21 protein-coding genes are annotated in these 20,950 nt (G+C 73.2%); 8 read left to right on the top strand and 13 right to left on the bottom strand.

The genetic code is table 11. From position 1 onward, the window contains the following. Positions 1–18 precede the first annotated feature (18 nt). The 3 genes from KVF89_RS18880 to KVF89_RS18870 all read left to right on the top strand — a co-directional run bounded on the left by KVF89_RS18880 (position 19) and on the right by KVF89_RS18870 (position 2,566). Entirely contained in the window at positions 19–648 is a 630-nt protein-coding gene (locus KVF89_RS18880) for a PadR family transcriptional regulator (RefSeq protein ID WP_257427682.1), read from the top strand. A 137-nt stretch (positions 649–785) separates the two neighbouring features. Beyond that, entirely contained in the window at positions 786–1,817 is a 1,032-nt protein-coding gene (locus KVF89_RS18875; protein ID WP_257427680.1) for an ATP-binding cassette domain-containing protein, read from the top strand. Continuing rightward, positions 1,814–2,566, top strand: coding sequence for an ABC transporter permease (locus KVF89_RS18870; protein WP_257427679.1), 753 nt, complete (start codon positions 1,814–1,816; stop codon positions 2,564–2,566). Before KVF89_RS18875 ends, KVF89_RS18870 begins: the two co-directional genes overlap by 4 nt. A gap of 120 nt (positions 2,567–2,686) precedes the next feature. Here KVF89_RS18870 and KVF89_RS18865 read toward each other — a convergent pair whose 3' ends face one another. Next, the gene (locus KVF89_RS18865) at positions 2,687–4,852 is read right to left on the bottom strand and encodes an MMPL family transporter (RefSeq protein ID WP_257427678.1); all 2,166 of its coding nucleotides are present in this window, start codon (positions 4,850–4,852) and stop codon (positions 2,687–2,689) included. Positions 4,853–4,978: 126 nt separating this feature from the next. Here KVF89_RS18865 and KVF89_RS18860 point away from each other — a divergent pair, with 126 nt between their 5' ends. Then, complete coding sequence (locus KVF89_RS18860) at positions 4,979–5,740, top strand: TetR/AcrR family transcriptional regulator (RefSeq protein ID WP_257427677.1); 762 nt, start codon at positions 4,979–4,981, stop codon at positions 5,738–5,740. Between the two features lie 174 nt (positions 5,741–5,914). On the opposite strand, the gene KVF89_RS18855 is transcribed toward KVF89_RS18860, so the two are convergent. From KVF89_RS18855 to KVF89_RS18845, 3 genes are all read right to left on the bottom strand, one after another. Continuing rightward, positions 5,915–6,607 carry an NAD-dependent deacylase gene (locus KVF89_RS18855; RefSeq protein ID WP_257427676.1) on the bottom strand — a complete coding sequence of 231 codons (693 nt, stop codon included), beginning with the start codon at positions 6,605–6,607 and terminating at the stop codon, positions 5,915–5,917. A gap of 34 nt (positions 6,608–6,641) precedes the next feature. After that, positions 6,642–7,727 (bottom strand): tetratricopeptide repeat-containing glycosyltransferase, encoded by a 1,086-nt coding sequence (locus KVF89_RS18850; protein ID WP_257427675.1) that lies wholly within the window; start codon positions 7,725–7,727, stop codon positions 6,642–6,644. Positions 7,728–7,793: 66 nt separating this feature from the next. Beyond that, positions 7,794–8,939, bottom strand: coding sequence for a BclA C-terminal domain-containing protein (locus tag KVF89_RS18845; RefSeq protein ID WP_257427674.1), 1,146 nt, complete (start codon positions 8,937–8,939; stop codon positions 7,794–7,796). Positions 8,940–9,136: 197 nt separating this feature from the next. Here KVF89_RS18845 and KVF89_RS18840 point away from each other — a divergent pair, with 197 nt between their 5' ends. Beyond that, positions 9,137–9,727, top strand: a complete 591-nt coding sequence (locus KVF89_RS18840; RefSeq protein ID WP_257427673.1) for a tetratricopeptide repeat protein — start codon at positions 9,137–9,139, stop codon at positions 9,725–9,727. Between the two features lie 52 nt (positions 9,728–9,779). Here the strand turns inward: KVF89_RS18840 and mftF are convergent, their stop codons facing one another. Genes mftF through mftA form a run of 7 tightly spaced genes read right to left on the bottom strand, consistent with a single transcriptional unit; the run spans position 9,780 to position 15,605 of the window. Continuing rightward, the gene (gene mftF / locus KVF89_RS18835) at positions 9,780–11,249 is read right to left on the bottom strand and encodes a mycofactocin biosynthesis glycosyltransferase MftF (protein WP_257427671.1); all 1,470 of its coding nucleotides are present in this window, start codon (positions 11,247–11,249) and stop codon (positions 9,780–9,782) included. Next, positions 11,246–12,028: a mycofactocin-coupled SDR family oxidoreductase gene (locus KVF89_RS18830; protein ID WP_257427670.1), complete on the bottom strand. Its 783-nt coding sequence runs from the start codon at positions 12,026–12,028 to the stop codon at positions 11,246–11,248. The genes mftF and KVF89_RS18830 overlap by 4 nt, the downstream gene beginning before the upstream one ends. Then, complete coding sequence (gene mftE / locus KVF89_RS18825) at positions 12,028–12,708, bottom strand: mycofactocin biosynthesis peptidyl-dipeptidase MftE (RefSeq protein WP_257427669.1); 681 nt, start codon at positions 12,706–12,708, stop codon at positions 12,028–12,030. The genes KVF89_RS18830 and mftE overlap by 1 nt, the downstream gene beginning before the upstream one ends. A 2-nt stretch (positions 12,709–12,710) precedes the next feature. After that, positions 12,711–13,979 (bottom strand): pre-mycofactocin synthase MftD, encoded by a 1,269-nt coding sequence (mftD, locus tag KVF89_RS18820; protein WP_257427667.1) that lies wholly within the window; start codon positions 13,977–13,979, stop codon positions 12,711–12,713. Then, complete coding sequence (gene mftC, locus KVF89_RS18815) at positions 13,976–15,217, bottom strand: mycofactocin radical SAM maturase (RefSeq protein WP_257427666.1); 1,242 nt, start codon at positions 15,215–15,217, stop codon at positions 13,976–13,978. Before mftC ends, mftD begins: the two co-directional genes overlap by 4 nt. After that, complete coding sequence (gene mftB, locus KVF89_RS18810; RefSeq protein WP_257427664.1) at positions 15,214–15,504, bottom strand: mycofactocin biosynthesis chaperone MftB; 291 nt, start codon at positions 15,502–15,504, stop codon at positions 15,214–15,216. Before mftB ends, mftC begins: the two co-directional genes overlap by 4 nt. Continuing rightward, a complete protein-coding gene (gene mftA, locus KVF89_RS18805) occupies positions 15,504–15,605 on the bottom strand; it encodes a mycofactocin precursor MftA (RefSeq protein WP_257427662.1) in 102 nt (33 codons plus the stop codon). Before mftA ends, mftB begins: the two co-directional genes overlap by 1 nt. An 89-nt stretch (positions 15,606–15,694) precedes the next feature. Between mftA and mftR the strand changes: the two genes are divergently transcribed. Continuing rightward, on the top strand, positions 15,695–16,321 hold the full coding sequence (gene mftR, locus KVF89_RS18800) for a mycofactocin system transcriptional regulator MftR (RefSeq protein WP_257427660.1): 627 nt from the start codon (positions 15,695–15,697) through the stop codon (positions 16,319–16,321). Between the two features lie 18 nt (positions 16,322–16,339). Here the strand turns inward: mftR and KVF89_RS18795 are convergent, their stop codons facing one another. Further along, positions 16,340–17,218, bottom strand: a complete 879-nt coding sequence (locus tag KVF89_RS18795; protein ID WP_257427658.1) for a helix-turn-helix domain-containing protein — start codon at positions 17,216–17,218, stop codon at positions 16,340–16,342. 228 nt (positions 17,219–17,446) lie between these two features. Between KVF89_RS18795 and KVF89_RS30135 the strand changes: the two genes are divergently transcribed. Next, a complete protein-coding gene (locus KVF89_RS30135) occupies positions 17,447–19,285 on the top strand; it encodes a sigma-70 family RNA polymerase sigma factor (protein ID WP_273475525.1) in 1,839 nt (612 codons plus the stop codon). 10 nt (positions 19,286–19,295) lie between these two features. On the opposite strand, the gene KVF89_RS18785 is transcribed toward KVF89_RS30135, so the two are convergent. Next, positions 19,296–20,117: a helix-turn-helix domain-containing protein gene (locus KVF89_RS18785; protein WP_257427656.1), complete on the bottom strand. Its 822-nt coding sequence runs from the start codon at positions 20,115–20,117 to the stop codon at positions 19,296–19,298. A 294-nt stretch (positions 20,118–20,411) separates the two neighbouring features. Between KVF89_RS18785 and KVF89_RS18780 the strand changes: the two genes are divergently transcribed. Continuing rightward, on the top strand, positions 20,412–20,723 hold the full coding sequence (locus tag KVF89_RS18780) for a hypothetical protein (protein ID WP_257427655.1): 312 nt from the start codon (positions 20,412–20,414) through the stop codon (positions 20,721–20,723). Positions 20,724–20,950: the final 227 nt, after the last annotated feature.

Below are 20,950 nucleotides of genomic sequence, written 5' to 3'. Positions count from 1 at the left end.
TTCCCTAGACTCCGGGGCATGGCCGCCCACGACACCCGGATGCTGCTGCTGGGTGCCGTCGCGCTCTTCGAGCCGGTGAACGGCTACCAGATCCGGCGCGAGCTGCTGTCCTGGACCGTCGACGACTGGGCCAACCTCAACCCGGGCTCGATCTACAACGGCCTGGCCACACTGACGAAGCAGGGCTTCCTCGTGCGCCACGACCTCGCGGACGGCGGCCGCGAGGTCGCGGTGTACGAGGCGACCGACGCGGGCAGGGCCGAGCTCGAGCGACTCGTCACGGCCGGCCTCGAGGAGGTGAGTGTGGTGGACCGGAAGGGCTTCAGCGCGGCCTTCGGCCTCCTTCCGTTGGTCCCCGCGGACCGCGCGCTGCGCTCACTGGTGCGGCGCCGGGTCGCCCTCGAGGCGCTCGTGGCCCGCCTGGCCGAGCCGTCGGCGCCGGCGGAGACCCCGCCCCATGCCCTGCGCACGGTCGTGATGTGGCTGGACCTCGCCGTGGCCGAGCTGGGGTGGCTGCGCGAGACGATCGAGCTGGTGAAAGCAGGCCGCCTCGCGCTCGACCCGGCGTCCTGGACACCGCCGGCCGACGACCCCGGCTGGCAGATGAACGCCGACCGTGAGCGCTACCGGGCCCTGCTCGGCGGCTGAGTGCACGGTTCTCGATATCCGCTTGCGATGAATGTCGGCGGGTGGTGCTGTCGTACCTCCGGGGGCTCCGTTTGACAGGCAGTGTTCAAGTTTGAATACTTCCTGTTGTTCAACCTTGACTACGAGGGGATTCGACGATGATCCGTGCACGAGGACTCGTGCAGACCTTCCACAGCGGACAGGGCAAGCAGAAGAAGGAGGTCCACGCCGTGCGCGGCGTCGACCTCGATGTCGAGGAGGGCGAGGTCGTCGGCTTCCTCGGGCCCAACGGCGCCGGCAAGACCACCACGCTGCGGATGCTGACCACGCTGCTCAAGCCGACGGCGGGTACGGCGACCGTGGCCGGGTTCGACGTCGCGACCCAGGCGGTCGACGTACGCCGCAGCATCGGGTACTGCTCCCAGGTCGGCTCCACCTTCTCCGGCGCCTACGCCGGTGACGAGGTCGTCGACCACGGGATGCTCTACGGCATGTCGAAGAAGACGGCCGTGGCCAAGGGCCAGGAGCTCTTCGACAAGCTGCAGCTCGATGGGCTGTGGCGGCGGATGCCGAAGAACATGTCCGGCGGTCAGAAGCGGCGCCTCGACATCGCGATGGCGCTCATCCACTCGCCGTCGCTGGTGTTCCTCGACGAGCCGACCACCGGCCTGGACCCCCAGGCGCGGATCAACCTGTGGCACCACATCGCCGACCTGCGGGCCCAGCAGGGCGCGACCGTCTTCCTCACCACCCACTACCTCGACGAGGCCGACGCCCTCGCCGACCGGATCGTGATCATCGACAAGGGCGAGATCGTCGCCAGCGACACCGCCGACAACCTCAAGGCCTCCGTCGCCGGCGACCTCGTCGACCTCGAGGTCGCCACCGACGAGCAGGTCGCGATCGCCCGCGACAAGCTCGCCTCCATCAGCGCCGACGTCGAGGTCGAGGGGCACCACGTCCGCGGCCGGGTCGCCCGGGCCGGCAAGGCCGTGCCCGGCCTGCTGCGCGACCTGGAGACCTCCGGGGTCGGCCTCGAGTCGATCGAGGTCGTCCGCCCCACGCTCGACGACGTCTTCCTCACCCTCACCGGCCGCTCCCTGCGCGACGCCGAGGCGGCCGCCGAGGCCAAGGACGGCGCCGACGGCACCGATGCCGGCGTCCCGACCACCGAGGGAGCGAGCGCGTGAGCACCTTCTTCCGCGAGTCCTGGATCGTCTTCAACCGTCAGCTGCGGATGAACCTGCGCAACCCCGCGTGGGTCATCATCGGCATGCTGCAGCCGGTCCTCTACCTGCTGCTCTTCGGGCCGCTGCTCGAGCCGGTCATCGCCCAGCTCGGTGGCAACAAGTACACCTGGTTCGTGCCCGGCATGCTCGTCCAGCTCGGCATCTTCGGCGCCTTCTTCGCCGGCTTCTCGCTCATCGGCGAGTGGCGCGAGGGCGTCATCGAGGCCGAGCGGGTCACCCCGGCCCACCGGTCGGCACTGCTGTTCGGCCGCCTCTACCGCGACCTGCTCCAGCTCTTCGTGCAGGCGGTCATCCTCGTCGGGCTCGGCCTGATCATGGGCATGGACGCCTCGTTCGGCGGCATCGTCGTCGGCGTCGTCCTCACCCTGATGCTCGGCGGGGCCTGCGCCGCCGCGTCCAACGCCCTGGCGCTGACCACCAAGAGCGAGGACGTGATGGCGCCGGTCATCAACGTGGTCATGATGCCGGTGCTGCTGCTCAGCGGCATCCTGCTGCCGATGAGCTTCGGCGCCGGCTGGCTGGAGCGGCTCAGCGACTTCATGCCGATCCGCCACGTCGTCGACGCCGTCCGCGCCGCGTTCTTCGGCGACTTCGACAGCTCGATGCTGTGGGGCGTCGGCTGGACCGCGGTGCTCTTCGGCCTCGCCGTGTGGTGGGGCACCTCGGTGTTCAAGAAGGAGAACGCCTGATCCGTCAGGTCGCGAGCCGCACCACGTCGTCCACCCGATCACCTGTCGGGTGGGCGAGGTGGTGGTCCTAGGGTGTGGCTCCTTATCCGGCGCAGCAGGCGCGGGACAAGGAGCCGCGCCCTAGACCAGGACGCGGTCCTGCGGGAAGTCCGGGGCATCGGGGGCGGTCGCCGCCGGCTCCTCACGGAAGCCGTGCCGCTCCCACCACCGGGCCAACGGAGCGGGCGCCCACCAGTTCCAGCGCCCGAGGAGCTTCATCGTCGCCGGGACCAGGAGCGCGCGGATGATGGTCGCGTCGACCAGGATCGCGACCAGCATGCCGATGCCCAGCATCTTCATGAACACGACGCCACTGAGGCTGAACGCCCCGATCACGACGGCGAGCAGGAGCGCGGCGCTCGTGATGATGCGACCGGTCTTCTGCACGCCGGTCTGCACGGCGAGATCGTTGTCGCCGGTCGCGTCCCACTGCTCGCGGACCCGCGACAGCAGGAAGACCTCGTAGTCCATCGACAGCCCGAACAGGACCGCGAGCATCACGATCGGGTTGGTCAGGTCGAGGAAGCCCTGCGGGGTGAACCCGAGCAGGTCGGCGAGGTGGCCGTCGCTGAAGATCCACGTCACGACGCCGAACGAGGCGGTGATGGAGAGGGCGTTCATCAGCACCGCCTTCAACGGCAGCACGACCGACCCGAAGGCGAGGAAGAGCAGCACCAGCATCACGCCGACCACGATCACGCCCATCAGCGGGAGGTGGTCGCCGACCGAGCCCGCCAGGTCGACCGTGTCCGCCGTCAGGCCGCCGACCAGAGCGTCGGCACCGCCCGGGGCATCCACCGCGCGCAGGTCGCGCACCACCTGCTGCGAGTGGTCGGTCTGGCTGTTGCCCTCCCAGGACGCCCGTAGCAGTGTGGTGTCACCCTCCGTCGCGACCGGGCGGACGTCGACGACGCCGTCGACCTGCGCCAGCGCCTGCGCGTACGACGCGACGCCGGCCTCGTCGGTCCCCTCGACCAGGACGTTGGCGGTCGAGCGCTCCGGACCGAACTCGCTGTTGAGCCGCTCCGAGGCCAGGTGCGACGGGGTGTCGGACGGCAGCACGCGGTAGTCCACGCTGCCCCACTTCACGCCGAGGAACGGCGACGCGACGGCGAGGAGGACCACGACGACGGCCGCCGCGACGACCACCGGCCGTCGCATCACGGCGCGGGCCAGCCGGGCCCAGGCGCCGTGATCGGTCTCGACGGGCGTGGCACGCTGGAGGAACGGGATCCGCCACGCGTCGATGCGCGTACCCAGCAGGGCGAGCACCGCGGGCAGGATGGTGAGCGCGGCGACCATCGCGATGAGCACGGCCGCGATGCCGCCGTACCCGATCGACTTGAGGAAGGTCTGCGGGAACACCAGCAGCGAGCTCATCGCCGCCGCGACGGTCAGTGCCGAGAAGGCCACGGTGCGCCCGGCCGTCGCCATCGTGCGGACGACGGCGCCGCGCGGGTCGTCCGGATCGCGCGCGATCTCCTCGCGGAACCGGGACACGACGAAGAGTGCGTAGTCGATCGCGAGGCCCAGGCCCAGCAGGGTGATGATGTTGGGCGCGAAGATCGAGACGTCGACCACCTCGTTGAGGCCGGCGATCGTGGCGCGGGCGCCGAGCACGGCGACGAGGCCGACCAGGACCGGCATCAGTGCCGCGACCACGCTGCGGAAGATGATGAGCGACAGGATCAGGACGATCGGCATCGACACGACCTCGGCGCGCAGCAGGTCGGACTTCGTCTCCTCGTTGACGTCGGTGTAGACGGCGTAGGGGCCGGCGAACGCGGTGTCGAGCGAGCTCTCCTCCACCTCGGGACGCATCGCGTCGAAGGAGTCGATGAAGTCGTTCTGGCTCTCGCCCACGAGCGAGACGTAGACGGCGGTCGCGTGCCCGTCCTTGCTGACCATCGCGGGGTCCTGCGCCTCGTACCAGGTCAGGATCGAGACGACGCTGTCCGCGGGGATCGCGGCGAGGGTCCGCTCCACCTCGGCACGGAACGCCGGAGCCGAGGCCTCCTCGTCGTCGCTGGAGAAGATCACCACCGCGTCGATCGAGCGGTTCCCGAAGGTCTTCCGTTCGAGCGCGAGCTCGCGGGACGACTCCGTCCCCGGGTCGTCGAAGCCGCCGGCCGAGAGCCTGTCCTCCAGGCCGATGCCGGCGACCGCGGCCAGCGCCGTGATCCCGAGCCCGACCAGCACCACCGCCACCGCCCGGCGGACCACCAGGGCGCCCCATCGCTCCATCATGCTCGACCCCTCCGGATGCTCAGTGAATGTCTGTCAGTTCTGTTTACACCGTTAACCGTAAACGGTGTAAACTTCCGTCGTCAAGCGTTCACGACGATGTGCGCCCGATCGATCTCGAGGAGTCCCGTGGCCCACCTCCGCGCGCCCGCCACCCGCCGGGAACGCCAGCGCGAGGCGACGTACGACGAGATCGTCACCGTCTCCGCGCGTCTGCTCGCCGAGGGTGGCGACCTGTCGCTCCGTGCGGTCGCCGCCGGCATGGGGATGACCGCCCCCGCCCTGTACCGGTACGTCGCCAACTACCAGCAGCTCGTCGACCTGGTCGCCTTCGAGCTCGACAAGGCGGCGACGGCCGACTGGGCGGAGGCCGCCTCGCGGTTCCCGGAGGACGACCCGGCCGCCCGGCTGACGGTGGCCTGCGCGCGCTTCCGCCAGTGGGCGCTGGCCAAGCCCCGGGAGTTCGCGCTCGTCTTCGCCAACCCGATCGCCGCGGCCGACACCGAGCGACGGGAGCTGCTGACGCTCGCCACCTCAGGTCACTACTTCACCGACCTGATGTGGCAGATCTGGGAGCTCTACCAGTTCCCCTACCCGGCCCTCGACGAGCTCGACCCGGCCATCCGCCAGGCGGTCCTCGATCCCCTCATCCCGGCGAAGTCCGACCACATCCCCACCGAGGACCGCGGGCTGCTGTGGATCTACATGCGGGCCTGGTCCGCGCTGTACGGCGTCGTCACCCTCGAGTCCACGGGCCACTGCGACCCCCGCGTCATCGAGTCCGGCCAGCTGTTCCGCGCCACCATCCTCGACTGGCTCGAGCCGCTCGGGCTCCAGCACGAGCGCGCCCGGCTCACGACGATCCTCGACGAGGAGCTCGCCCGCCCCTGACCGACCCGGCGCGTCTGAACGTCTCAGGAGCACCGACCCGGCCCGGATTGAACCCGAAACAGCCCTGACCCGGCGCAGATTGAACTCATGGAAGTTCAATCTGCGCCGGGTCGGCGTCATCTCGGGCTTAGCCTGCGCCGGGTGGGCGTGATCTCGGATTCAACCTGCGCCGGGTCAGGTCCAGAGCACCTCGCGCGCCCAGACCGGCACGAGGTCACCGGCCCGGCCCTGCCGGGACTCGTGGAAGAAGTGGCTGCCCTCGCTGGGCTCGAGGTTGAGCTCGAGGGTGCGGGCGCCGTGACGGCGGGCGTGCTGGACGAACCCCGCGGCGGGGTACACCGCGCCCGACGTGCCGATCGACACGAAGGTGCTGGCCTCGGAGAGCGCGTCGGCGATCCGGTCCATCTCGTAGGGCACCTCGCCGAACCACACCACGTCCGGGCGCAGCTCGTGGACACCGCAGCCGGGGCAGGCGGGCTCGTCGAGGAGGGTGCCGGTCCACGGCGAGGCCACGCCGCAGGAGCGACACAGCGCCTTGAGCAGCTCGCCGTGCATGTGGACGACGTGGCGCGACCCGGCGCGCTCGTGGAGGTCGTCGATGTTCTGGGTGACGACGAGCAGAGCGGTACCCAGGGTCTCCTCGAGCTCGGCCAGCGCACGGTGCGCGGCATTCGGCTCGACCATGGCCAGCGCCGCGCGGCGCTCGTCGTAGAAGCGCTGCACCGTCGCACGGTCGCGCTCGAAGCCCTCCGGCGTCGCGACGTCCTCGACCCGGTGCCCCTCCCACAGCCCGTCGGCGTCACGGAAGGTCGGGACGCCGCTCTCGGCGGAGATGCCGGCACCGGTCAGGACGACGATCTGAGGCACGACCGGAGGCTACCCGCCCACCGGGTGACGGCCGTCACCCGGCCAGTCCCTTCTCGCACCACTCGACGTTGGCACGCAGCCGCTCGTCGTCCGGCCGGGCGGCGAGCGCGCGGCGCGCCGCGGCCAGCCCCTCGTCGTACCGGGCCGTCCAGTAGGAGCTGACGGCCACCTCGTCCCAGGCCCGCCACGCATAGGTCTCGGCGTCGACGAAGAGGCCCTCGCCGCCGGGCAGTGGGAGGGCGGCGGCGGTCCGGGCATAGAGGAGCGCGACCTCGTAGCGCTCGCGGGACCGCTCCAGCCGCGCCGCCTCGACGAGGGGCTCCGCGCGCCACGGACAGTGCTGGTACGCCGCCAGGTGGGCGTCGATCACGGCCGCGACCGGCTCGCCGAGCCGCTCGCGCAGCCGGGCCGACTGGTAGCGCGCCTGCCAGCGCTCCTGGTCCCAGCCGGCCGGGTTGGCGACCCGGGTGGCGTACGCCGCCAGCGCCCGCTCGGGCTCCCCCGCGTCCCGCCACGACTGGCCCAGGTAGAACTGCAGCCGCGGGTTGTCCGGATCCTCGCGCAGGGCGCTCTCGATCAGCGCGGCGTCCTTGCGGTAGGTGTCCGGGTCGCCGGCCCGGGCCCCGTCATGGCTGACGAGGACGGTGGGGGCGGCGAGGGAGCCGAGGCTCGCACCGGGGAGGTCGAGGTACTCGTGGATCGGCCCCACCCAGCGCCACGGGCTGGCGAGGCGGACCAGGCAGAGACGGGCGTACCGGGTGGCGTCGTAGGCGACCTGGAGGTGGTAGCCGTCCGCGGTGAGGTTCGGACGCCCGGGCGGGATGTCACGAAGCTGCTCGTCGGCATCGATCCACAGCGCGTAGTCGTCGGCCCCGCGCCGGGTCGAGGAGCGGGCGAGGTCGAGGACCTCCTGCCGGTTGTGGCCGAAGTCGACCCAGGCTCGCTCGACCAGCTCCCCGGGGACGTCGGCCAGCGCGGTCCGCACGAGGTCCTGGGTCCCGTCGGTCGATCCGGTGTCGGCGATGACCCACCAGTCGACGAACGGCCGCACGCTGTCCAGGCAGCGCCGGATCACGGGTGCCTCGTCCTTGACGATCATCATCAGGCCGATGCCCGGCACCGCGATCTCCCTCCTACGAGCCGGCGTGGGGCCGACCACCATCCGGCGGCCGGCCCCACAACTCTGTCAGCCGACCCGGACGATGGACAGGCCGGCGCCCACGCCGGCCTCCAGCGTCGCGACGCCGATCAGCCCGTTCAGCTCGAGGGACAGCACGTCGCCGGGCGTGAGGGCGAGGATGGTGTCACCCGACCACGCGTTCGTCGACAGGGCGGCCTGGTCGTTCAGCAGCGGCGACGGTGCTCCGTTGAGCTTCACCTGGGCACCCATCAACAGCGCGGCCGTGGTCTGCACCCGGAAGCTCACCTGGTAGACGCCCGCCTCGGTGATCGTGAACTGGGTGTCCGTGCCGTCGGCGACGACGCCGGACGTGGCGCCGGCCTGCGGCAGCGGGACCGCCGTGCCGCCGAGGACGACGGCGATGACCGAACCCGCGGTGTTGGCGAAGGACCCGTACGACGGCGCGACGCCCGCACCGGCCGTGCCGGTGGCGCCCGTCGCACCCGTCGCGCCATCCGCGCCGGTCGCGCCCGTGGCGCCGGTCGCACCCGTTGCACCGGTCGCGCCGTCCGCCCCAGCGGTGCCGTCAGTACCGGTCGCGCCCGCGGCGCCGTCGGTTCCGGTGGCACCCGTGGCTCCGGTCGCACCAGTGGGACCGGTCGGCCCGGTGGCGCCGATGGCACCGTCGGCGCCCGTGGCACCGGTCGCACCCGTGGCTCCGTCCGCTCCGTCAGCACCCGCGGCACCCGTGGCACCCGTCGCGCCGTCGGCACCGTCAGCACCCGCGGCGCCGGTCGCACCCGTCGCGCCGTCAGCACCCGCGGCGCCGGTCGCACCCGTCGCGCCGTCAGCACCGTCAGCACCCGCGGCGCCGTCAGCTCCCCGGACGCCCGGGGCCCCCTGGACACCGGCAGGACCGCGTTCGCCGCCCTTGACGACCTTGCCGATCTTCCAGCGGATCAGGCGCTCACCGGCCTGGCACTGCCGCTCGGAACCGTCCACCAGCCAGCGGCCGTTCTTCATGACCAGGCGCAGGGCCCCGGTCTCCTGGTCGTAGCAGCCGATCACCTGCCGGACGTTCGCCCTGCCGGCCGCATCGGCGGCGTCAGTGGCGGCGGAGGCCGGGATGTGCGGGAAGAGCGTCGCAGCGGTCGTGGCCATCACGGAGACCGAGTAGAGGCCTGCCTGGCGCCATTTCTTGTTCATCGACATCGGTTTTCCTCGGGGCACGGACCCGGGAGCGCGGGCCCTGGGGGAGAACGGCAGCCGGCGGACCGCCGGCACCGAGCGCCCCCATCGGCCGTCGGTACGCCGTCCTGAGAAAACCCGTCGGAGATTCTCAGGAGCGCGCGGCGCGCGCCGATCAACCGATGACAGCGTCATCCGCCCGCACGACGAAAGGTCCCTCCGTGCCCACGATCCCAGCCCGCCGCCACCCCCGCACCGCGGCCGCGCTCGGCGCGCTGGCTCTCGTCGGCGCCGTCCTCCTCGGCGGGTGCGGCGGCGGGAACGAGGACGGCGGCGGCCGTCCGGCGGACACCGCGTCGTCCTCCGCCAGCGCCGCGGACACCCTGGTCGCGACCGGGCTGGAGCGGATCTCCGCCGGCGACCTCGACGGCGCGAGGGAGATCTTCGCGGCGGTGCTCGTGCTCGATCCGGCGAACGCCTACGCGCACTACAACCTCGGCTTCCTCGCCCAGGACGACGGCGACGTGGCCACGGCGATCGACGAGTACAACCAGGCCCTCACCACCGACCCGGAGTTCGCGCCGGCGCTCTACAACCTCGCCCTCCTCACCGAGCAGGCGGACCTCGACACCGCGGTCGACCTCTACCGCAGGGTGCTCGACGTGAAGCCGGACGACGCCGCGACGCACATGCGCCTCGGCTTCGCCCTGCGGCATCTGGGCCGCGAGGACGAGGCGGCCACGCTGCTCGCCCAGGGGATCGAGCTCGACCCGGCGATGAAGGACGTGCCGGCCCCGTCGTACGCCGGGTGACGTCCAGGCAGGAGTCGCCGCTGAAGCGGCTGTGCCTGCACGACTGGGAGAGTCAGCGGCGACGGGTCCAGCGGATCGCCAGGCACCGTGGGCTGCGGCGGCGGAGGGCGCCCCACCACAGTCCGGCGCCGTAGGCCAGGTCGTCCAGCCGTCGGGCCGCCAGCGCCGTGGCCGGGTCGATGCCCGGGCGGTCCCGCAGGAACACCGCGAGATCGACGGCGACGGCCGTCAGGACCGCCCGCCGCGCGGAGCGGCTGAGGACCGTCGCGACCGCGGCGGCCGGCCACCAGTGCCGGAGCAGGAGCGCGGACTCCTGGCGGATCCCCCAGCCCAGGCCGCGCGCCGCGAGGCGGGCGGCGACCGCCGTGGAGTCCTCGCCCTCGGGCAGGCGCCGGCGCACGGATCGCGTGGTCGCGGCGACCACGACGGCTGCGACGGGGACCGACCACCAGCGGCGCTGGAGGACGGCGGCGGCACCGAGCGCGACCGGGACGGAGAGGACGGCGGGGGCGACCTTGTCGCCATGCCGGGCGGCGAGGTCGGCGCCACCGGTGCCGTAGACGAACTTGCGGCCGAGCCAGGTCCGCACGCTCGGCCGGACGTCGTGATGGGCCTCGACCGCCGGGTCGTAGCGGACGACGTGTCCGGCGTCGGTGAGGCGCCACACCAGGTCGACGTCCTCGGCGACGCGCCAGGCGTCCTCGAAGCCGTCGACCCCCCGTCCGTCCCCGTCGTCGGCGCGGAGCGACTCGGTCCGGCCGACCAGGCAGGCCGACGGCAGCCAGCCGATCGCCGCGCCCGGGAGCACCCTGCCGCCGACCCGGCCGAGGTCGAGGGAGGACGCGACGGCGTCGTACCGCTCGAACCACCGGGGCCGCCTGTCCGGCCGACCGACAACCCGGCCGACAACCCGGCCGGCGACCCGGCCGACGACCCGGGGACCGACGAGGGCGACGAGCGGGTCCGCGCAGTGGCGGGCAAGATCGAGGAGGGCGCTGGCGTCGACCTCCACGTCGGAGTCGACGAACGCGACGAGGGGCGTGCGGACCTGGTCGAGGCCCGCATTGCGGGCGCCCGCGGGGCCGCGGTTGCGGGACAGCGCGATCACCCGGGCACCGCGGCGGCGGGCGACGCGCGCGACGGCGACGGGGTCGTACGAGGCGTCGTCGACCACGACGACCTGGAGCGGCACCAGGGCGGCCAGGCAGCGGTCGAGCTGCTCCGGTCGATCGCGGACGGGTACGACGACAGTCAGGTCGGCGAGCGGCACCGCGCACCCGTCGAGCACCGGGTCGGCGAGATTGCCGTCCAGGAGGCGGCGGGCGAGGGCCGCGGTCGCCGGGCCGTCCACGGTGAGTCGCCCGCCGGCCAGCAGGCGCCGCGCCTGGCTGCTGAGCCGGACCACCCGCACCGGTGAGCCCCCGACCAGCAGCCGGCCGCGGTCGGCACGGACGAGGTCGGCACGGAGCCGGACGACGAAGCCGTCGGGCAACGCGGTGCCCGCGGCCGCCGTCGTGGTCACGGCGCGAACCCGCCGTCGGCGTGCACGACCGAGCCGTTGACGACCGCACCCTCGACCGAGCAGCAGAACGCGACGGCCGCGGCGACCTCGGCGGGGTCGAGGACCCGCCGCACGAGCTGGTTGTCGGCGAATCCCTCGACGCCGGGCAGTCCGTAGAGGTCCGCGGTCGCCTCGAGCATCGGGGTCCGGGTGGATCCGGGCGAGACCGCACAGGCGGTGACGCCGGTGCCGACCAGGTCGGCGGCCAGGCCCTTCACCAGTCCGACGACCGCGTGCTTGGCGGCGTTGTAGGCCGCGAGGTGGTACAGCCCGTGGGTGCCCGCCGCGGACGCGATCGCCACGAACCGGCAGCCCGCTGGGTCGGGCCCGGCCAGCATGGCCGGCACGGTGACGGCCGCGGTGTTCCACACGCCCTTGACGTCCACGTCCCACAGCAGGTCGAGGTCGGCCTCCGGGGTCTCCCACAGCGGCCGGCCGCCGGCGATCACCGCGGCGGCGGCGACCACGGCGTCGAGACGACCCCAGCGGGCGAGGGCGAGGTCGACGGCGGTGGCCAGCGCGGCCCGGTCCCGGACGTCGACGACCTGGCCGGCGACCTGGTCGCCTCCCGCCGCGACGACGGCGTCCAGCTCGGCCCGGGTCGCGAGCGGCGGCCCGGCGCACCCGTCGACGGCGACCACCCGGTTGCCGCGGGCGACGAGCGCACGGACGGTCGCCGCGCCGATCCCGCGCGCGGCGCCGGTGACCAGCACGACCCGAGGGTCCACCCGGTCGGTCATCAGGATCCGCTCACCGCACGCACGACGTCGCCGACCATCGAGGCGAGGAGGACGGCGCCCTCCGCGGCGCTCGCACCCGCCGGGTCGCCGAGCACCCCGTTGGGCGAGACCGCCTTGACGCCGCCCGCGATCATGGCGGGCAGCAGCTCCTCGAGCGGGTCGGTGTTGCCGGCCTCGGCCCGGCCCAGGCGCACGTGCCACGGCGCGAGGTGCAGCATCAGCGAGGTCTCGGTCCGCCCGGCGTGCAGGTCGACGTCCTCGGTCGCGCAGGCGACCCAGTCGACGTCATGTCCCTCGGCGGTCAGCTGGCGTACGGCGCCACGCAGCGCCGTCAGGTTGCCGCCGTGGGCGTTGACCAGGACCAGACGCCGCGCCCAGGTGCGCATCGAGCGGGCCAGCTCGACGACGACCTGGTGCAGTACGTCGGTCCCGATCGAGCTGGTGCCGGGGAAGTCCTGGTGCTCGCCGCTGGAGCCGTAGGCCAGCGCCGGCGCCACCAGGATCTCGTGGTGGCGCAGCGACAGGTACCGCGCGGCCTCCGTGGCCACGGCGGTGGCGATGACCGTGTCGGTGTCGAGCGGGAGGTGCGGGCCGTGCTGCTCGATCGAGCCGACCGGGACCAGCACCGTCGCCCCGGCCGGCAGGCCGGGGGAGGTCGCCGCCGCCAGCTCCAGGGCCATCGTCAGCGCCCCGCGGCCGCCGGCTCGGGCACGCCGAGCGCGCGGTCGAAGCCGTCGGGGATGAGCAGGTGCTCGGGCCGCAGCTCGGCCGTCGACGACAGGGCGAGCCCGCGCAGTGCGGAGTCGACACCGCCGGAGAGCACGTCGAGGACGTTCTCCACGCCGGCCTGGCCGTTGGCGGCGAGACCCCACAGGTACGCACGGCCGATCAGCACCGCCTTCGCGCCCAGGGCGAGCGCCTTGACGACGTCGGAGCCGCGCCGCACGCCGCCGTCCATCACGACGTCGACCTGACCGGCCGATGCCCGGGCGACCGCCTCGGCGACCGGGCGGACCATGCGGATCGCGGCCGGCGTACCGTCCAGGTTGTTGCCACCGTGGTTGGACACCGAGATGCCCGCGACCCCGGCGTCGACCGCCCGGAGCGCGTCGTCGACCCGGCAGACGCCCTTGAGCACGAAGGGCGTCCCGCTGATCTGTCCCCAGGTCTCGCGCATCCACACGACGTCCTCCCACGAGGGCGGCGGGGTGGTCATCCACTCGTAGTAGGCGCCGAAGAAGGTCGGCGGCTCCCCCAGTCGACCGTCCGGGCCCGGAGGTGCCAGGTTGGGAGCGGTGAGGTCGGGCAGCTTGCCGGTCTGGCGGAACTGCTGGCCGAACTGCCACAGCCAGCGGCCCTTGGTGGCGACCTTCGGGGCCAGCCGGACCATCGCCTTGAGGTCGACCTTCTCCGGGATCTCGGGGCTGCCCCAGTCGCGGCCCATCGAGAACGACCAGTCCAGCGTGGCGATCAGGCCCTGGGCGCCGGCCTCGTGGGCGCGGGTCATCCGCTGGACCATCGTGTCGCGCTCGCCGGTCCAGTACATCTGGAAGAAGGTCGTCGCACCGGTCGCGGTGACCTCTTCGACCGACTTCGACGCGAAGTTCGACAGGCCCATGATCGTGCCGCGGGCGGCCGCGGCGCGGGCGACGGCGACCTCGCCGTCGGGGTGCACGGCCTGGACGCCGGTCGGGCTGATGATGACCGGGCTGCCGATCGTGTGCCCGAAGACCGTCGTGGCCTGGCTGCGCTCGGGGAGCTGGCCGACGACATGGGGCGCGAGGCCGAGCTCGGCGAAGGCGGCCTGGTTGTCGGTCACGCTCTGGCCGCGCTCGGAGCCGGCCACGAGTGCGCCGTACACCGGCTGGGGCAGGCGCTTGCGAGCGCGCTCCTGGGCCACGGCGACGGACTCGAACCAGGGGTTCTGCTTCCAGGGGTTCTCGATCTTCATGGGTTCCTCGGGTCGGGGTCGAAGCCGGCGAGCGGGCTCTCCGCACAGTCGGAGACGGGCGGGCGGGTGAGCAGCTTCAGCATCACCGGCTGGTTGCGGGTGGGGTTGGCCTTGGAGTGGTCCTGGCTCGCGGGCGGGATCACCCGTTCGCCCCCCAGCTGACCGAGCGCCTGCTCGCCGTACCCCTGGACGCACTCGGGGTCGGGGCCGTCGAGCGGCAGCCCGGTGAAGAACTTCGCCGCCATGCAGCCGCCGCGGCACGAGTCGTAGAACTCGCACTTCGCGCACGCGCCTCCGGTCTGGGGGGAGCGCAGCTCCTGGAACAGCGGCGAGGTCTGCCAGACCTGCTGGAAGCCGCCCTCGAGCAGGTTGCCGGCGAGGAAGTTGTCGTGGATCGCGAACGGGCAGGCGTAGACGTCGCCGACCGGGTCGATCAGGCAGACCACGCGGCCGGCGCCACACAGGTTGAGCCCCGGCAGGGACTCGCCGAAGGCGGCGAGGTGGAAGAACGAGTCACCGGTCAGCACCTGCTCGCCGTCCGCGGTGTGCGCCATCAGCCAGTCATAGAGCTCGCGCTGCTGCGCAGGTCTGGGGTGCAGCTCGTCCCAGACGTCGGCACCGCGACCACTGGGGCGCAGCCGGGTGAGGCGCAGCGTGGCGCCGTACCTGTCGGCGAGGGCCTTGAACTCGTCGAGCTGGCCGATGTTCTGGCGCGTGCAGACGACGCTGATCTTGGCGTCCTGGAAGCCGGCGTCCTGGAGGTTCTGCAAGGCGCGCAGCGCGGTGTCGTAGGAGCCGGGCCCGCGCACGTAGTCGTTGACCTCGGCGGTCGCGCCGTCGAGGGAGATCTGCACGTCGACGTAGCCCCCACACGCGGGGCTCGCGAGGAAGCGGGCGCGCTCGGGCGTGATCCGCACGCCGTTGGTGGAGAACTTCACGCCGACCTGATGGTTCACGGCGTACTCCAGGAGCTCCCAGAAGTCGGGGCGGATCGTCGGCTCGCCGCCGCCGATGTTGACGTAGAAGACCTGCATCCGCTGCAGCTCGTCGATGACCGCCTTGCACTGCTCGGTGCTCAGCTCGCGCGGGTCGCGCCGGCCGCTGCTCGACAGGCAGTGCGCGCACTCCAGGTTGCAGGCGTAGGTGAGCTCCCAGGTCAGGCAGATCGGTGCGTCGAGGCCGTACTCGAACTGCTGGACCAGGCTCGCGGTCTGTGGGCGCTCGGGCGCGAGGGTCATCGCGGTGCCTCCTGGACGGTCGTGCGGGGGCGGATCATGTCGGTCGCGGCGAGGCCGCGCAGGGCCGCCGCGTAGGCGGCGTGCTGGGAGGCCGGGACACCGGCGGTCTCGAGCGCGGTCCGTACGTCGGGCGCCGCGGCGAGGGCGCGGACGACGGTGACCAGCTCGGGCCGCTTGAGGAAGGTGAGCTTCCGGTTGCCGAAGTGGTAGGCCAGCGCCCCGAAGGGCTCGGGTCGCAACGCCACCGACGGCGAGAGCGTCCACGGCTCCCCCAGCAGGGCGTCCATCAGTAGACGCCGCACATGCCGTCGATCGAGACCTCCTCGATGAGGTCCTCGGCCGCCAGCTCCGCCTGGTTCTCGATCCCGGTGTTCAACTCAGGGTTCATCGTGATCTCCTCGTCGGTTGTGGTTCGCGCCACACTAATGGCACTCGATGCCAAAATGGAAGGGTGGGGACGTGCTAACTTCCGACGCGATGCCTGATGTGGTGGCCGAGGGCCCGACTCCGACGCGCTCGTCCGCACGGGGACGACCCGTCGCCACCTCCCACGCGGCGATCGAGCAGGCCGCGTTCCGGCTCTTCGCGACCCACGGCTTCGCCGGCACCACCATGGAGGCCATCGCCCGGGAGGCCGGCGTCGGGAAGCGGACGATCTTCCGCTACTACCAGTCCAAGAACGACATCCCGTGGGGCCGGTTCGACCGGACCCTCGACCACTTCCGGGCGCTGCTCGCCGAGCAGGCCGACGACCTCCCCGTGCACACCGCGATCCACCGCGGAGTGGTCGAGTTCAACCGCTTCCCCGCGGACGCGCGGCCACCGCACCGCGAGCGCATGCGCCTGATCCTGACCACACCCGAGCTGCAGGCGCACTCGGTGCTGCGGTACGCCGAGTGGCGGCGGGTGATCGCCGAGCACGTCGCGCTGCGCACCGGCGCGCGCCCGGACGACCTCGTCCCGCAGGTCGCCGGCCACGTGTCCCTGGCGATCTCGCTGTCGGCGTACGAGGCGTGGCTGGCCGAGCCCGACGCCGACGCCCCGGGTCTGCCCGAGATCATCGACAGGGCGATGGCCGGGCTGCAGTCCTATCTGAGCGGGTGACGGTCGGCGGAGCCCCCGTCACGCGCCCCGGCTCGCGGCGAGCTCCTCGGCGGACCGGTCCCGCAGCAGGCGCGAGACCCGGCGGATCCGCAGCAGCATGGCCGCCGACGGCACCACCGCGCCGGTGACATAGGTGGAGAGCCGGGAGGGCGAGGTGCCGACATGGGCGGCGAACTCACGCTGCGAGATGCCGGCGCGGACGATGCACGCCTTGATGTCGCGCGCGACCAGTGCGCGCTCCGACGCCTCGCGCCGCTCACGGCACCGGGCGACCGCCTGCTCGACGACGGCCTGCGCCTGAGGCGACCTGCTCCGCTCGGCCAGCCGGAGCAGCTCGTGCGCATAGGGCCCCCAAGGGCTGGCGGCGACGATGCCGAGGTGGGCGCGCCACTCGGCGACCGAGCCGCGCGCCAGCAGCGCGAGGAGCTGACCGACGGTCCGCACCGGGGTCGCGGAGGGGACGGACTCGACGTCGTGCAGCACCAGCGCGTACGCCGTCGCGGCACAGCTCGCCGCCACCTCGGCAGGGACGTCGTCGGCCGTCCACCGGCGGCAGGCGTCGGCGGTCCAGCGCCGACCGGAGTCGACCTCGAGCAGCGCCGCGGCACGGTGCTGGAGACGGGCGAGCTGCTTCTCCCCCACCGCCTCGGCCAGCTGCGCGGTGACCACGTGGTCGTCGGCGTCGGCGAAGGCGACGACAGCGACGAGGTTCGCCACGACGGCGTAGAGCCGAGCCGAGCGCGGATCGTCCGGACGCTCGTCGAGCAGGGCGAGGAACCGGTCCCAGACCGCCCGGTCGCCCGGGCGGACCCGCTCGCGGCGCGCGAGCACCGCCTCGATGACGGCGGACGTCGTCGCGGGGTGGACAGGATGCAGGCGGCTGGGTGCGTTGCTCATCGATCGGCGGCTTCTCATGAGGACGGTTCGGACACGGCGTCCCGAGAGCGACACCTGCAGAACTAGATGCGGAACGCCGCCAAATATCACGCGAAACCTGAAACTTTTACCTTGGGGTAGGCAAAGCCCGCTGCCACCGGGGTAGGGGACGTAGCATGCGGGGTACGACGCGACAGACGTTGCGCGTGGGCCGGGGCCTCGCAGCTCCGACCGGGGGGACCACACAACATGCCTGACCGCGCGCCATCGAACGATGACGCGGCGAAGCTCTACCGCGACCACGTCGACGACGCACGACGCCTGGCCACGATCCTCGTCGGACCCGGCGAGGCCGAGGAGCTCGTCGCGGAGTCCTTCGCGCGCGTGATCGCCCGACTGCGCGTGGAGCCGGGCTCCATCGCGGACTTCCGGGCCTACCTCCACGTCACGATCCGCAACGGCTTCCGCGAGTCGCACCGCCGCCCGAGCGAGCGACCCTCGTCCGACCAGCAGTGGTTGCTCGACACGGAGGTGCCGCCGGTGGACGCCGTCCTCGACGGCGTCGACGCGGACACCGCGCGCGAGGCGTTCGCGACGCTGCCCAAGTCGTGGCAGCGGGTCCTGTGGCACCTCGAGGTCGAGGGCCGCAAGCCGGTGGAAGCAGCGCAGATCCTCGGCATGCGCGCTCGCGCGGTCTCCTCGCTGGCACACCGCGCGCGCGAGGGCCTGCGCCAGGCCTACCTCGACCGGCACCTGGCCGGCGCCCCCGTCGGCGAGGGATGCGCGTGGGCCCGGCCACGGCTCAGCCGCCACGTCCGCGGCCGGCTGACCGGCGGCGCCCAGGCGCGGATGGCGACCCATCTCGACTCGTGCGTCGACTGCAGCGCGGCGTACCTGATGCTGGACCAGCTCAACACCCGCCTCGCGGCGTACCTCTTCCCGATCGTGCTGCTCGGCGCGCTGCCCGCGGCGGCCAAGCCGGCCGCCTGGCTGGCGGGCGGGACCGTGTCGGCGAGCGGCGGTCTCGTCGTCCCGGTCCCGCGGACCACCACGCTCCGCATGACGCTCGCCACCGGCGCCGCGGCGGGTGCGCTCGCCGTCGCGACCGGCTTCGTGCTGTCCGAGGCGAGGACCGACGACCCGGCCGCGGCGGTTGCGCCGACGGCCACGCCCCCCTCCGCGCCGGCGGCGCGACCGGATCCGCCGAAACCGGCACCGGTGCCGGCGCCCGAGCCCGTACCGCCGGTCACACCTCCGGCCCCACCTCAAGCCCCACCTCAAGCCCCACCTCCGGCCCCACCTCAGGTCGCACCTCAGGTCGCACCTCCGGGACCGACGCCGGAGAAGCCGGAGAAGGCCACCCCGACACCCGAGCCCGAGAAGCCCGGGCCGACCGTCGCCGCCGCGACGACTGCGACCCCGGCCGAGACCCCGGCCGAGACCCCGACGGTGGCGCCGACCGTGGTGCCGCCGGTCGCGGTGGCGCCCGTGGCACCGACCGCCTACCCGGTCGCGGACTGTGAGACCGCGGGGCGGCTGGTCCTGCCGGTGACGGAGGGCGTCCGCTACGAGCTGACCGAGGGCGACGGCCGCACGGGACCCTGGACCGTCATCGCCAGCCCCGAGCCCGGCTACCGCTTCGCGTCGGACGCGCCGACCCGGTTCGGCGGCGACCTCGGCCAGCTCGCCCCGTGCACCCGACTCGGCGACGTCACCGTGAGCCCCGTCGACGACCACGGGCCGGGACGATGGCGGCTCAGCGTCCTCCCCGAGGTCGACGGCGGTCCCGCCCGCACGCTGCGCGTCGTCGTCACGTTCACCCGCTCGGTGCTCTATCAGCACACGTCCTGGCCGGACGGCTGGTCCTGCCCGGACGGCCCCGCCATCGGCATCGCCACGCCGTGGCACCCGCTCACCTGCACCTACGCCTACGACGGCGCCGCCCCCGGGCCGCTCGAGATCCGGCTGCGGGCACCCGCCGATGCCGCGTCTCCCGAGGAGTTCCTCTCCGAAGTGCTGCTGTACGCCGACGAGAGCCTCGTCGACACCGTCCGGATCGCCGGACCGGGCCCGTCGCCCGAGCCCTAGCGCTGGCCGGCTAGCCCGACCGGGCCGAGCGCCGCAGCCCGTCGCCGGCCTGGCTGATCCGCACCAGCATCGCCGCGGAGGGGACCACCGTCCCGGAGACGTACGTCGAGAGCCGCGACTGCGACGTTCCGATCAGCTGCGCGAACTCGCGCTGGGAGACTCCGGCCTCCGCGATCGTGCGCCGGATGTGCTTCGCGACCGCGCCCCGCTCCTGCGCCGCCGCGTCCCGCTGCGCACGGTCGACGTGGGCGCTCAGGCAGGCGAGGGCGAAGGCGTCCCGGCTGGGGTCGAGCAGGGCGATCCAGGCGGAGCCCGGGCCGGCCCACGGCTCCGCCGCGATCGCCGAGGCCTGCCGGCGCCACGACGGCACGTTGCCCTCGTCGAGGGCGCGGAGCACGGCGGCGCGGGACGTGGCCGGCGCAGGCGCGGCATCGTCGTCGCGGTGCAGCAGGAGGTGGGTGACGACGTCGGCGTACACGCCGCGGTCGCCCTCCTCGCCTCCGTCATGCTCGTGCCACGCCGCGCGGGCGACCCGGACGACGAGCGCGGTCGTGCGCGGCCGGCGGGCGGGCGGGTCGATCGCGGCGAGCACCTCGTCCTGCAGATCGGTCAGGCGCGCGACGCCCAGCTGGCGCGCGAGCTCGGCGAGGTCGTGCAGGTCGGCGGGATCCTGGAAGGAGGTCAGCGCCAGCGCGTTGGCGAGCACGACGCGTCGTACCTGATGACGCGGACCCTCACTGGGCCGGATCGCCCACTGCCCCCGACGCCACAGATGACGCAGCGGCACGCTGCCCTGCTGTCGTGTCTCGAACTGGTCGACGATGCTCCACATGGGTCCCTCCCCCGTCAGCGCCGCGGCCTCCCAACCGGCGACGCTGGGCCCAGTCTCCCCGATCCGCCAAGCCCACACCGGAGTTTCCCTGTTTCGAGGCGATCTGCCTCACGGGGACGAGGCGGCGATACCTCATCAGAGAACCGCGGAACCGGATCGCGTGTCCGCGCCCGACCGCCTGGGTAGCGTCGTGAGCACGCACCGCCCGCGGTGCCCGTCTCGGGACAGCTGATACACCCAACGGCCTCCCCACGACCACCCATCGGCAGGAAGCCTCGACCCGAGGGAACCCCCATGCGGAAGACGACCACCGGCTCCGAGACCGCCCGGACGAAGGAGGGACCGGTGACCGAAGCGCCCTACGACCGCGCGGCACGCGCCCTCCAGCTCGCCCTCGAGCGTGCCAACCTGGCCGCCGACCGCCTGACCCGGCAGTGGGCCGCGGGCGTCGTGCCGAGCGAGGAGGACGTCGCCGGCTACCGCCGCCTCAGCGCCGCGCTCACGTACGCCGAGGCCGTGTGGCAGGTCGAGGCCGAGCTGCTCGTCGCCACCGGCACCGAGCAGCTGCGCCACCACGGCACCGGGCCGAGGACGTCCCACCACTGAGCCACCCACGTCGGTGCGGCCACCCTCTCGGGGGGGGGTCGTTGGCGCCCCCCGGGCGGCGCCGGGGGGGGCCCCCGGGCCGATAGGGAGATCGGCGGGGGGGGGAAGAGTGGTGGTGTGGGGGGGGGGGGGGGGCGTGAAGAATGGGGTGTGGGGGGGGGGGGGGGGGGGGGGGGGGGGGGGGGGGGGGGGGGGGGGGGGGGGGGGGGGGGGGGGGGGGGGGGGGG

This window comes from Nocardioides carbamazepini (assembly GCF_024614185.1).
GTDB classification, from domain to species: domain Bacteria; phylum Actinomycetota; class Actinomycetes; order Propionibacteriales; family Nocardioidaceae; genus Nocardioides; species Nocardioides carbamazepini.
Note: the sequence above shows the minus strand (reverse complement) of the source record. Positions and strands in the feature narration are given on the sequence as shown.

What these genes read in the sequence shown, in the direction of transcription:
- KVF89_RS18880 (WP_257427682.1), top strand. Translation starts at nt 19, where the DNA reads ATGGCCGCCCACGACACCCGGATGCTGCTGCTGGGTGCCGTCGCGCTC.
- KVF89_RS18875 (WP_257427680.1), top strand. Translation starts at nt 786, where the DNA reads ATGATCCGTGCACGAGGACTCGTGCAGACCTTCCACAGCGGACAGGGC.
- KVF89_RS18865 (WP_257427678.1), bottom strand. Translation starts at nt 4,852, where the DNA reads ATGATGGAGCGATGGGGCGCCCTGGTGGTCCGCCGGGCGGTGGCGGTG.
- KVF89_RS18845 (WP_257427674.1), bottom strand. Translation starts at nt 8,939, where the DNA reads ATGTCGATGAACAAGAAATGGCGCCAGGCAGGCCTCTACTCGGTCTCC.
- KVF89_RS18830 (WP_257427670.1), bottom strand. Translation starts at nt 12,028, where the DNA reads ATGACCGACCGGGTGGACCCTCGGGTCGTGCTGGTCACCGGCGCCGCG.
- mftE (WP_257427669.1), bottom strand. Translation starts at nt 12,708, where the DNA reads ATGGCCCTGGAGCTGGCGGCGGCGACCTCCCCCGGCCTGCCGGCCGGG.
- mftD (WP_257427667.1), bottom strand. Translation starts at nt 13,979, where the DNA reads ATGAAGATCGAGAACCCCTGGAAGCAGAACCCCTGGTTCGAGTCCGTC.
- mftC (WP_257427666.1), bottom strand. Translation starts at nt 15,217, where the DNA reads ATGACCCTCGCGCCCGAGCGCCCACAGACCGCGAGCCTGGTCCAGCAG.
- mftB (WP_257427664.1), bottom strand. Translation starts at nt 15,504, where the DNA reads ATGGACGCCCTGCTGGGGGAGCCGTGGACGCTCTCGCCGTCGGTGGCG.
- mftA (WP_257427662.1), bottom strand. Translation starts at nt 15,605, where the DNA reads ATGAACCCTGAGTTGAACACCGGGATCGAGAACCAGGCGGAGCTGGCG.
- mftR (WP_257427660.1), top strand. Translation starts at nt 15,695, where the DNA reads ATGCCTGATGTGGTGGCCGAGGGCCCGACTCCGACGCGCTCGTCCGCA.
- KVF89_RS18795 (WP_257427658.1), bottom strand. Translation starts at nt 17,218, where the DNA reads ATGAGCAACGCACCCAGCCGCCTGCATCCTGTCCACCCCGCGACGACG.
- KVF89_RS30135 (WP_273475525.1), top strand. Translation starts at nt 17,447, where the DNA reads ATGCCTGACCGCGCGCCATCGAACGATGACGCGGCGAAGCTCTACCGC.
- KVF89_RS18785 (WP_257427656.1), bottom strand. Translation starts at nt 20,117, where the DNA reads ATGTGGAGCATCGTCGACCAGTTCGAGACACGACAGCAGGGCAGCGTG.
- KVF89_RS18780 (WP_257427655.1), top strand. Translation starts at nt 20,412, where the DNA reads ATGCGGAAGACGACCACCGGCTCCGAGACCGCCCGGACGAAGGAGGGA.